This window comes from Pedobacter hiemivivus, from assembly GCF_005144565.1.
GTDB lineage: Bacteria > Bacteroidota > Bacteroidia > Sphingobacteriales > Sphingobacteriaceae > Pedobacter > Pedobacter hiemivivus.
Genome location: NZ_SWDX01000001.1, coordinates 240,935 through 253,301, shown reverse-complemented (window position 1 = coordinate 253,301; position 12,367 = coordinate 240,935). Strand labels below are relative to the sequence as shown.

The 12,367-nt window shown below is 37.8% G+C and carries 9 protein-coding genes; 4 read left to right on the top strand and 5 right to left on the bottom strand.

Translation table 11 applies throughout. The features are described 5' to 3' along the window. Nucleotides 1-7: 7 nt before the first annotated feature. Both FBD94_RS01060 and FBD94_RS01055 read right to left on the bottom strand, forming a co-directional pair. Entirely contained in the window at nucleotides 8-946 is a 939-nt protein-coding gene (locus FBD94_RS01060; protein WP_136878779.1) for a FecR family protein, read from the bottom strand. A 67-nt stretch (nucleotides 947-1,013) separates the two neighbouring features. Next, entirely contained in the window at nucleotides 1,014-1,571 is a 558-nt protein-coding gene (locus FBD94_RS01055; RefSeq protein WP_136878778.1) for a sigma-70 family RNA polymerase sigma factor, read from the bottom strand. 139 nt (nucleotides 1,572-1,710) lie between these two features. Between FBD94_RS01055 and FBD94_RS01050 the strand changes: the two genes are divergently transcribed. The 4 genes from FBD94_RS01050 (at nucleotide 1,711) to FBD94_RS01035 (ending at nucleotide 4,946) form a co-directional block, all read left to right on the top strand. Continuing rightward, entirely contained in the window at nucleotides 1,711-1,977 is a 267-nt protein-coding gene (locus FBD94_RS01050; RefSeq protein WP_136878777.1) for a hypothetical protein, read from the top strand. A 377-nt stretch (nucleotides 1,978-2,354) separates the two neighbouring features. Further along, the gene (locus FBD94_RS01045; protein WP_136878776.1) at nucleotides 2,355-3,611 is read left to right on the top strand and encodes a HEPN/Toprim-associated domain-containing protein; all 1,257 of its coding nucleotides are present in this window, start codon (nucleotides 2,355-2,357) and stop codon (nucleotides 3,609-3,611) included. Between the two features lie 113 nt (nucleotides 3,612-3,724). Then, nucleotides 3,725-4,594 (top strand): hypothetical protein, encoded by an 870-nt coding sequence (locus FBD94_RS01040; protein WP_136878775.1) that lies wholly within the window; start codon nucleotides 3,725-3,727, stop codon nucleotides 4,592-4,594. Further along, nucleotides 4,572-4,946, top strand: a complete 375-nt coding sequence (locus tag FBD94_RS01035; RefSeq protein WP_136878774.1) for a hypothetical protein — start codon at nucleotides 4,572-4,574, stop codon at nucleotides 4,944-4,946. Before FBD94_RS01040 ends, FBD94_RS01035 begins: the two co-directional genes overlap by 23 nt. Before the next feature lie 380 nt (nucleotides 4,947-5,326). Here the strand turns inward: FBD94_RS01035 and FBD94_RS01030 are convergent, their stop codons facing one another. The 3 genes from FBD94_RS01030 to FBD94_RS01020 all read right to left on the bottom strand — a co-directional run bounded on the left by FBD94_RS01030 (nucleotide 5,327) and on the right by FBD94_RS01020 (nucleotide 12,338). Beyond that, nucleotides 5,327-7,480 carry a S8 family peptidase gene (locus tag FBD94_RS01030; protein ID WP_205945818.1) on the bottom strand — a complete coding sequence of 718 codons (2,154 nt, stop codon included), beginning with the start codon at nucleotides 7,478-7,480 and terminating at the stop codon, nucleotides 5,327-5,329. A gap of 375 nt (nucleotides 7,481-7,855) precedes the next feature. After that, nucleotides 7,856-8,851 (bottom strand): AAA family ATPase, encoded by a 996-nt coding sequence (locus FBD94_RS01025; RefSeq protein WP_136878772.1) that lies wholly within the window; start codon nucleotides 8,849-8,851, stop codon nucleotides 7,856-7,858. Nucleotides 8,852-9,296: 445 nt separating this feature from the next. After that, nucleotides 9,297-12,338: an HD domain-containing protein gene (locus tag FBD94_RS01020; protein ID WP_136878771.1), complete on the bottom strand. Its 3,042-nt coding sequence runs from the start codon at nucleotides 12,336-12,338 to the stop codon at nucleotides 9,297-9,299. Between the last annotated feature and the right edge of the window lie 29 nt (nucleotides 12,339-12,367).

Here is a 12,367-nt window from a genome sequence, read left to right as displayed (position 1 = left end):
TACATTTCTATTTAAATATTTTAAAGGTTTTCTTGTCTGCGGATACATGAAATTGAAAACGATGGATCCGGGACAGCAGCCATAAGATTTTCTCAGGTTGCTGATCTGTGGTAAATGTTCCTGTAAACTGTAATTTTTCCAGTCCTGTTCGCGGCTGTAAGCTTATTTTTATCGCGAAGGTATTTTCGAATTCTTTAATAACGTCCAGCATAGAAGAGCCCGAAAACCTAATTTTCGGGATGGGTTTCAGCACCTGCGTTATTGTAGTCAAATGGCTATTCTTATGGTAGGTGAACTGTTCTCCTTTAACCAGCATACCTAAGACCTCCATCTTATTACCGATCGCTACCTTTCCCGAATGTACCACTACCTCAATTTTTTCAGAATGATGAAATGCACTGATTGTGAAAGAGGTACCTAAAACATGTGTATATAACCCCTCAGGCAGTGCGACCCTAAAAGGACGCCTCTGCTCATGATGAATGTTGAAGAAGGCCTGACCTTCCAAAAGTTCTACTTCTCTTTTATCAGCATGGAAGTGGAGCGGATACTTCACTTTACTTAATGGCCAGAGTAGAATTACAGAGCCATCTGTCAGGGTTATTTTTTTTGTCTGTCCAGATTGGGTTGATGCTATCGTAAATTCATTCAATCTACTGTTATTCCATACCCAAGCAGCCATACCTAAAGCAGATACAAACAGCACAACAGCAGCATATTTTAAATATTGAAGAATTCCAGGAAAGAGATATTTTTTCGGGGTATAAATGTGTGCGGCTATTTGTATAAAAATTTCCGCTTCTAATTCATCCCTTTCTATTTTACTACGAGATATTTTTTTCTGAAAAGAGCTGTACCAGCTGTCCAAAAGCACACGTTCAGCAGCATTTACCTCATCTCGCAAGAACCTATCCAACAGATCTTTTGCTTTTTCTTTGTTCGTCATCACCTCTATGTCACGCCTAAACACAGATCGTACCGTTCAAAAAAGTTAAGGATTCATGAACATTATGTTAACAGAACAGAAGCAAAACCAAAAATAAGATATAGGAGAATCTTTTTTTAAGCACTTTTACCCCTATAGACAGTTGATTCTTTATAGTTTGTTTATGAAGACCAAGTTCCAGAGATATTTCATCAATTGATTTTTGTTCCGTCCGACTCAGCATAAATATAAGACGCATTTTTGCGGGCATCTCATCGATGGCTTGGTTTAGTGCTTGCTGTAGCTCTTTAGTCAATATTTGCTGATCGGAAGAAACCTCAAGATCCTGGCTAAACAGCATTTCCTCATGATAAATATCTGCTGTCAGTTCATTCCTAAAAAAATTAATCACCTTATATTTGACGGCCTGGTGAAGATAGCCTGAGATTGATTCTTTTATATTTAAATTGTCACGCTTTTCCCAAATAGAAATAAAGATTTCCTGAACAATATCCTTCGCTACATCTTCATTTTGGGTACGGATGAGTGCATCATTATAAAGTATTTCCCAGTATTCTTTATATAACAGCTCTAATGCTTCTGTATGTCCTTTTTTGAGAGCGCTCAAAAAATCATAATTACTCACAGCGAAAGGTTGAAATTATTTTGTTCAAAACTACCTCTCCAGTGTTCAGTTACTATTAATAAATAATGACTTTAAACCCAATGTCGAAAATATCCTTTTTGCAAATAATCTCGGAAGGCATAGAAAATGGCGTGCGACAATGGATTCCGATATAAAAAGGGCAATTGTGGGTTCGATCTATTATGAAAAATGGGTTTTTGAACAGGAAATAGGGCATAAAAAAACCGGAGTAAAATCTTTAGAAAATTTTTACTCCGGTGATGTGCTCCCTTTCGAACTAAACTCAAAAAAATTTATTGATGATTTGAGGAAAATTGCGAGAATTAGTGACTTGGTTACCCAAGAACCCCTTAGTAGAGATTTCACATTAAAGTATAGGAGAACCTGGAAAAAGAAAAAAGAATAAAAAATAGATCCTATGAAGAAAATTGGCCGATAATGCATTAAAACAAGCACCAAAAAATTCAATTCAAACAATGCATTTGCAGTCTCTAGTAGGGTATTTTTATGTGTATAAATAATCACATTTATCTCTACTAGAGATATGCTAAAAAATTAGTTTATCTCTAGTAGAGTAGTTTGAGTTTAAAAATATTCTACTTCAAAAACAATTAATACGAAATTCGGATCACTACTGGAAAGTTCATGGGACAAACTTTATACATATTGGTGCTAAATTTCAATGCCGGAGCGAAATACGATAAAAGCCAATAATTGAATAACTTTACGACTTATCTCATTAATATGACAAGTTACGGCTCTCTTTACATCAAAAACAAACTAGTGAGATCAACGGTCGAAGATCTGGATTGGTTCACCAACCTGATATTTCATACCACCGACGCCAAGGTATATGAGCAGGAATACAGAAAAGATCATCCGAATCCCTTTTTACATACTGAAGAAAAGCATGTTTTGAGTTCTCGTGCCGGAATTCTCTTAGAAAGGCTGAACGTTCTAGGATTTTCAGAAGAGGAAATGAAGTCAAATTTTGAAGCAATGCGACAATACAGAATAAAAGAGCTAAGCTTTTTGATTGACTACCATGACACCATGGAAACAAGTAATCATATAAAAGAGCGGAAATTCTGGAAGAAATATGATCTTAATGATTTTTTAGAAAGTATACACAAGCTTGTACATGAACCTGACCTCAAAATAAAGAAGTCGTCTTACGAACGGATTTATAGTAACACCTTTAACTACATTATAGATAAGGATTATGATCTATTGGAAGCATTGCCTTTCAGCAACGACCTTTTCTCGCTTCGTGCATTTCTAACCGTGGTAGCCCCGGACACACTAGTCGTTTTTGACTACACCGACTTATATGACGCGGAAATATTCACCGATGAGGACGTTATCAATCCCAAAGAACCCCATGAACGGATTATTGTTCTGACCGAGGGCACATCAGATATTGCAATATTAAAGCCCGCCCTACAGTTGCTTTATCCTCACTTGTATGAGTTTTATAGTTTTTTTGATTTTGAAAGTTTCAATTCTCAAGGTGGCTCTGGCAATTTGGTCAATATGATTAAGTCTTTTGCCGGAGCGGGTATTAGTAACAAGATCATCGCTTTGTTTGATAATGATACTGCAGCCAGAGAAGCACAAGCCACATTAAAAGAACTCTCACTGCCTCATCACATCAAAATATTAAATTACCCGTACATCTCCTTTGCAGAAAATTATCCCACATTAGGTCCTACGGGATTAAATTTCATGAATATAAATGGACTGGCCTGCAGCATTGAGTTATACCTTGGCGAAGACGTACTCAAAGAAATTAATGGAGAATTATTACCAATACTATGGAAAGGCTACAGTCCAAAAATGCAGGCATATCAGGGAGAAATTATGTCGAAACGAGAAATACAAAAACGTTATCTTCAAAAATTAGCCGCATGCAAAGCTTCAGATCAAGTATCAAATCACCAGAACTGGAACGGCATCATTTCCATTTTTGAAATGATGTTTGATGGTTTCAATTCAGAAAAAAACAACTATCAATCAGTCCTCAAGAGAGAGAGCTCTTAGTTTTTCGCTCCACCTGCTTACCTTTCGGCTGGAACCATAACACAGTAATAGGCACCTTAGTGCAAAATAGTTTTTTTTCATAAAAAAAAATGTATTTTGCAAAAACTGACCAAATGAACAACGCGACCGACCTTTCACGACGATTACTTAAATCTTATCCTGTTAAAATCCTAAAGGAGCATTTTGAAACTGCTCCAGGAAATCAAGAGGAAATCCTAGAAGAAATACTTCAAAACAATTCTCGAATTGAAATCGAAAACTTTAGTTACAGTCACTTTAATTACACTAAGCAACACATTTATATTTATAAATTTCAACACCCTTATGCACCAACTAGTATTACTCAACAGCAACTTGGTTATAAAATCATCAAACAAGACGTTACCGCAAATAGGCTATTGATATTTGCTTTAGCTGATGTGACTTTTCAAGTAATTGTGAATTTTGGCGGAGCTATAAATCAGGTCGACTTGAATTTTCATCAACCCATGATGATTGAAGTAACTAGGCATTATTTAATAATCAGATTTACGGTATTGGAAAGTAAATTAACACCTTATTTCCCAGCGAACGCTGCATTGTATAGCCCAACTAAAGCCGTTGATGAAAAATCAATTCTTACACCACTTATCGCTCTTTTTGCTAATAATGCTCCTGAGAAAGCCGACCTAAATAAAGGTATAAAGAAACTTTGGGACGATGATTCGATTGACTCGCGTGAAGTGAAATTTAAAAAAAGTAAGTCAATGTCTAAGGAAACTATGGACGAAGATAATCTTGTAAAAGTGGAATATCCAGATGTATATGCGGAACTGATGAAATCACCACTAAACAAAACTCTTTTCAAATATCTTAAAGATAATGACGATCTTTGTGGCCACTTTACATGTGATCCAACTAACGGTGAGATAACGATACCCTTATATTCAAAAAACACTTCACAAATAGATTCTGTCATCAATGAGATTATTACAAATAATTGATAAGAGCTTTCTGGGGAAGTTCATTGCCAAAAAACAGGAACTTATTGCAGCTACAGATCCTAACAGAATCTACGTAGAGAATATTCGCAGTTTCTTTAATATTCCGAATAGACTGGCAAAGTTATTCTGTAACCTTGCTGTTAGAGAAGGAGTTTTTCGAGAAAAGATTGGGATTATATGCTATAATAAAGATTGTGAACGAATCATTTTATCTGTTGATAATCTTGATCAAATGCCATCGGTAATTACCTGTCAATCTTGCCAACTTCGGGAGGAATCTGAATATGACTTTAACACTGCAAGCCTTAGTACTATTATTTTTTATCAAATTGTAAGAAAGAATGGCAAGTAATATCGATGATGACAAGATCAAAGTTTACAAATTTATTTTTAATATAATTTGTCGAGCGATTATATTGCTTATTGTTTTAAGTTTATTAGTTTTTGTTACCATTTATCTGGTCCTGTATGCAAAATCCAGTGACGAAAAATGGAAATATTTGATCATTGATGGCTTCTTTGTCGGAACACTGTATTTGGTAATCCGTTATTTCTTTTCGAACACAGCTGATTAAAACTATCTATAATAGTTTTTTAGTTTGTCTCTGCCTATTCTAAGATCTTATGCATATTTAACAATTAACCTGGGAGATAATCAATCTACAAAAAATTTAAGTGCCGATTTTTGATCTGATCCTGTTCCAAACATACTTAATACTATTCACGCAATCATCACACTCTTGCCTGAATAGGCACCTCTATATTTACCTGCTGCATAATATCATAAATCTCGACTTCAGAGTGTAAAATTTCAAAACTCACAACAAATGCATAAGGCACCTCTTGATTTAGATCATTTTCCCAACCTTTGTGCCCAATTACCGCAAAGGACAGTTCAGAAGGTAATTCAAATGATTTAAGTACTACCCAGTCTTTCTGATTAGCACTAGCCTGCCGTCTTATATCTTTAATTTTTCCCCATTTACTATTGCTCCAGATTGTCCATTTTATAGAATGTGGATCTTCAGGTTCCTCTTGTTCCTGATCCCAATCCTTTTCCACCATCTCCTTCAATACATCTGCATGAAATGCCTGACTGCTCTGTCCTAATTTACTGGATTCCCAAGTTAGCCATGCTGACAAGTAAGACCGCAGATTCTTTCTAGTTCTTCGTGGTTCTGCAGTATAGCATAGAGAAACTTCTATTAAGATATCATAAGCTTCACCCTGTCCGCGCATTTCTTCCGGCACCTTAACCGAGAAAATCTTAGCTTTTTTCGGTGCAATAGCTCCTGTTTCTGTAAAAGTAATCCGAAACGGAGTATTGTCTATCGCTCTATCCAGACTTGGGATACCATACCCCATGTGCCGTAAATGCCGGGCATGTGGATTGTGCCAAATAGCCTCTGGCAACCTAGCCGATTGTATGAGCAAAGCTTTGTAAAATAACACGTGCTCATTAGGAAAGAGTTTCTGTAAATGGCCCAAAATATGGGTCACCTGAGGAGCGCTAAATGATGTACCAATATCGACTCTACCTATGCCATGCAAACCCGTTTTCACCAATTCAGGAGATGTCTGGGGGAGGATTGTTAAATTAGAGCCGGCTTTTTCTTTGATCCAATCCCCCCCATACTCAACGACCTCCGGCTTTATTGCACCCCACATGCCCATCCCTGATCGTGAAAAAGATGAGGGAAAATCTTTTTTTCCAAATGATGCACGGTCAGCGTCGTCAAATTCACCTATACATACAGAACCAACCGTAATAGCAAAAATACTTTGAGCCGGATCAGCGATTCGCGAAGAAGGTTCAAGTAAATAACTTGGGTATGGGCGACTGGCCGCCAGATGTTCCTTAATGCCAGGCCTGTTCACCAAGGAGCCCGTGTCATTAATATTTCCCGCAGAAACTACAAAGATTTTCGCTTCTTCATGACAAATCATGTCAATAGCGGAAGCCCATTGCGACATATGACGCGTCCTGCACGGTACTCTTGTGTTAATAGAGAGATTAAATATGGATATATCCCCGTTATGATCAGCTATTGTATGCATCAATTCAGGTTCAAACAGCAAGCTGGACATAGCCTTACCGGCATCCAGCACCCGTATATTGGTCAAAAAGAAAGGTGCCTGAACCGTTCCTGCTCTGGGAATTGCTGCGCCATAAAGAACTGCTCCAGCTACTTTCGTACCGTGCCCGCCATTTGGAACCTGATCGGCCACCGTAGTTTCGTGTGGGACGAAATTGATTGATCTGTCTGGCAAGATTGCAGGTTCCAGTAATATATGGTTCTGTTGAATACCACTATCTATAATACACAAGTTAGGTGAATCGATCGAGGGGGCGAGTATAGTACAATCAATTTCTCCGAAATCTTCATGAGTGAGCACTTGGCGTTCTATTTCACAGTGCTCAGCAATCTCAAACACATAGGGGTAATTTAGTACAATGTCTTTCAATGCGCGGCCAGAAAGCTCAGCACGAAAACCAAAGCTGTCTCGATATTCTACAAAACCTCCAACAAGGTTTCCGCCGCCTAATTCTATAAAAGTTTGAACTTGATCCTGGCGTTGCATCATCAACTGGTCTAGCTCAACATCTGTCACCAAAGTATTTTCATACCAGTTGGAAAGTTTAGTCTCAAAGGATTCATCACTCATTCCTTTAGTCTGTACAGGGTGATCACTCTGTTTTATATGACAGGAAATAGAAATATCTACTGTGAATTGTTCTTCATCTTTAATCCCATCCAGCCACTTCCAATACAACTCCTCATTTAAAATGTATTCAGGTCTCCACTGCTGTCCTTGCTCGATTTGCCAAAGTAGCGCAGTCCCTTGGTTCGTCTCTTTGATGAACTTACTAATCTTGGCCTTCAACGATTTAAATTGGTCCACGCTTGCACCAATAATAAAACCAGATTCCTCTTCTGCAATCACCTCCATGCCAAATCCCTTCAAGCTTTCAATATTGAAAACCTGTGGATCAACTTGCAACAATACAGGTATTATATGTTCATCAGGCAAATCTGGCAGTCCTTGCTCTTTACGCCAGGCGAGCACATCCATGTTGAGCTGTTGGATCCCTTCAGTCATCTGTAATAGTGACGTTCCGTGAGCTTTTCTATTATTTAAATTATCGAGCGAGCGTTGAGACTTACCGCGACCGGCAAAACCCTTAAATTTATAACTGCCATCTAATATGGTCCTGAGAGGGAGATGAGGAAATTTTGCCATACAAAAGGCTTTGGTTGATTATTGGTGATAATTTTCGTTTTCTTTCAACGAATTCACAAAATCAGCTTCTTCTATCACATTCCTACCGCCTATCACTGCGAGCTTTGCTGCATCATTGGCAATTTTAACTATCAAGGCACTAGAAAATCTATCCATTTTCTCAGCCATTGACTTAAGGGAGACTCTTTTGGATATCTTTATTGTAGCCAGTGTCGCTTTCAGTATTTTAGCAATTTCTTCGGTGCCCGGTTTAGGCATTTCTATAATATCATCAAACCGCCTGAATAACGCTTTATCCAATGTACCTTCCAGATTTGTTGTTGCAATTACAATACCTTCACCTTTATAGTCTTCTAACACATTTAGCAAAATATTTACCACACGATGCATCTCGCCTACATCCTGTTTACCATCTCTTGCCTTTGCAATAAAATCGAACTCATCGAGCAATAGAACACATGGAAAGTGCTCTACCGCTGCAAAAATATTAGTAAGGTTAGTGGCAGATTCACCCAAATAAGATGATATAATAGCCTCAAAGCGTACCTTTAAAAAAGGTAACCCTATATTCCACGCGATACGTTCGGCCGTCATACTCTTTCCGCAACCCGGACTACCGTATAATAATATGCGCTTTCTTGGCTGTAAACCAAAATGAGCTAACCGTTCCCGAGCTACAAATTCACTCTCGATTCGTGTAATTTTGGCTTCAATCTCAGCTGAAAGAATCATTTCATGACGAAGATCTTCCCTTTTTATTTCTGTAGCAAGTGGCACATTTTTCCGTTTATCAACAGGAATGGTTACACTTCCCCCAAATATAGTTTTCAGTTCACCTTTAAGCGACTGAGTAGATTGCAAATTTCTTTTCAGTATAGAATTCAGTCTATCAGCAAGCTTATGATGTCCTTTCTGACGCTCAGACTCGATAATGACACTAGCAACCTTGACAATATCATCCTTAGGCTCCCCTTCTATAGACTTAAATAAACGAAGCATCAGTTCCTGATTCATAATAATTGGCCGTTAGAGATCATTTAATTAGCTGGCTAAATTACACAATATAGTACTCAAGGAACGACAAACCTAGATTATTTTTCAACTATTCCACATTACCTTGTCGGCAGATTATTCTTTTATCTACCTATGTATTGCCACGAAGGCTTTTTGCTACTAAAGAATACCAAATTAGATTACAACAGTCTCCACTTTTCTTTAATACTTTTAACACCTTCCCCTATTGAATGTAACCAATTTTTCAATCGCACCGTTTCCAGAGTAAATGTTGAAGATAAAAAATGGAACATAGGCGGCAAGATGAAGATTCTACAAAGAATTGTTATAGATATATATCAGTATCTAGTAATTGTGATTGAATAAATCCGATTGATGTAAGGTCAATCTTTTGATTGACCTTACATATTCATCACACCCTATTATTAATAAATAATATGTACATTTATAATACTTCTTTTCGTTGGAAATCGTCCCTCTTCAGGTTGATTTCTTTCAATGGCCGTAGATCCTCAGGCAAGACCTTTCTCAGTTTATCAAGTATGCGATTTATTTTTTCAATCTCGGGCTTGTTGGACTCCCAGGATCCAAATAATCCATGTATCAATTGCATTGAATAATGGAAATATTCCTTCGTTAAAAGCGGATAAGCCGAGGCATACCACTTGGTGTATGGGTGATCAATATTGACTTCCTTGCCAGGCAATAGCGATGAATGGTTTTTAAAACGCATAAAGGTCTGTGGCTCAAAACCTTCAACAATCACAGAATTTACAGTTGATTTTGTTGACAGATAAAATCGTTTAACATCACTGCCTTCCTCATGAAAATACGCCACAGAAATGTCGAAATTAGATTCGAGAACATATTTGATTAAATTCCTGTAAAAGGCTGAGCTGTGGTAATTATTAAAAATCTCAAGATCATTTGGGGATTTTTCTATCAACTCATCAACGGATAAGACTCCGTCGCCAGTATGGATTTTGATCTCCTGATTCCAAAATTCCCTATGACTTTCATAGAATCTGGATTTTTCGATTATGCCTGAAGTAAATTCAACATCATGCTCTAATCTTTCGAAGAAATTGAATTGGTGCTGTTCAGGATTATCATATATCAGTCGGTTAAGTGAACGAAGCGCAACTAATAAATGGGCAACAGTCGGAAAGGTCATTTCACGTATTTCATTTCGCGACACAGTAAGGTTTGGTAACAATTCGTCCTGAAAATAAACGACCCCGGAACAAATAAAATTAAAATTACTAAGGTGTCCCCAATTAAGCTGATAACTATTGATTCCCCCTCTATTTAAAGCTAAGGTCTTTGTATCCTCAGGTATCCTGATGCCATTGTGGCTAAAACGAAGGACATTCAAATGATAGGGATGAAACGAATATGGATTTAAAGTAACTACATCCGGAATTTTTAGATGATCGAAAAGAAATGAAACATCTTCCGTTTCCCTCTCATCAAAAGTCTTTCCATCCTTTTTTTTGGTCTTGACACATTGAACTTCAATTTTTCTATTCTGAGAATCGAGTGTAAATCTAATATTATCATCTCTTAATAATGGATGTTCAGGTATATCGATATAAGTGATGATTAGCTGTCCTTTAATATTAGAAGAAAGAGCATCTTGAGTTAAACTAATGGGTAGAATAGATATTTTGATACCGGATTCAAGGGGCAGTTCGGTTAATGTCCTGACTTTATTGACGTATTCCTCGTTAAGTTCAAAACTTTGAGCAGTTGCCCAAGGGGTGTCCATCAGTTCTTTAAAATCACCACCAATTGCGGTTCCATCATATTCAACTGGGACTGGCGGCGCCATTAAATATCTTTCGAGAAGCGCTTTGACATCAAACCCCTCATACTCTTTGTTAGTAACAATTCTTACCGCAATTGAAGTTCCGGGATTTTTACGGTAGTCCTTTTCCGGTTTGTTTTCAGCAGGCATGGGGGCTGGTGTATCATGCTCTTTTTTACTCTGCAACATAAAGAATCCATTTCTTCCTTCCACTGACAAGCGGTAAGGATTATTAGGCTCGTCTTTATGGACTGTGCTGATTTCGATTTTATCCCCCGCGATGAAGCATGATAACAGACCTATACCAAAGCGACTGATTGGAACGAAATCTGCATGTATCTTTTCACGAATCGCCAGCTTTTCAAGTTTGAAAGCATCAGAATTATAATAAGATTTGCCTTTTTTGAGCAAGTGTTTTTCAATGATTTCCAGGTTCATCCCCATGCCGTAGTCATCGATACGGATCCATTGATACCCTTCATCATCAGTAAAGTTTGAAACAATAATTGGAGAAGCATGAAAGGTACTGTCAACTAACCGTTCTCTAAATTCGCGGTGTCTGCTAGTGTCTATCGCATTTTGCAAGAGCTCCCGCAAGAAGATGAAGTCATCATTGTAAATCCCCTCACCAGTAAGCAATTTCATAACATCGTCTTCAGCGAGTGAAAAGTGATAGTTTCCAGATCGATAGTTTTTACTTTTAATACCCTCTAAATTAATTTCGTCAGGAAGTTCGAAATGCACCCACTCGTCTGAACAAAAACGAAGAAGCCTCGCACATGCATTGAGTTCAGTTTCAATGATCTTAAGAAAACTCCTAATACCAACCTCGACTTTTGGATGCTCCGGCACGGCAATAAAGCGCAGACGAGTTCGGCCATGTTCACGCTCCACGGTAAAACCCTTTGCACTCATATGTTGCCGCCATTCCTTATCGCTGATCTGGTCATCTGCTTTATTGGATTTGTCAAGACCCAAATATTCGTAAAGACTGAGTGGGGTACGTGTGTCGTCGAAATCGAGAATATCTCCAATACGCAAAAGCAGGGCACAAAACTTCAAATCGCATTTACCTAGAAAAGTAACGCTAAATTTATCGTCATTATTTTTGATGTATTCAATTGAACTATTATGGCTTTCACATACGTTACCCAATTCAACTTTAAATGGCACCTTATCCCAGACAAATGGTATCGTGCTGTCAACGTCCTGGAGAAATGGCCAAACTCGTTTCGCGTGCATCCAGCGGCAATACCAACCTATAAGACTTTCAGTCGCTTGCTTTCCATCTTCTTCAAATTGAAGTTTTGCTGCAGTGTTTATAAATAAAAACTCTTCAAACTCAGGCTCCAATGACACAGTTTTGAGCTCTTCCGGCTTGTAGACCATCCCAATATCATGATAAACCGCACTCAATATTAATATTGCCGTCTCCAAGCCACTTAATCCTTGTAGTCGTATCCCAAGAATTTCTCCGATCAGTCGAAGAATATTGTGTTGGTGCTGTGCGTTATGAAGCGTAAACGAAGGATATGCAACTATAATGCGTTCTAATAATGGCAGGGCATGTCCAATGTGATTAATCACCATTTGGCGATTATCAGTTTCATTTTCTGTTGTCTTTAAAAAGTGCTCCCAAATGGGTAAATCAATAAATGGATTTTGTATGGCTGTTGGCATGTGTATAGCGTAAATTCAAATATATTAAT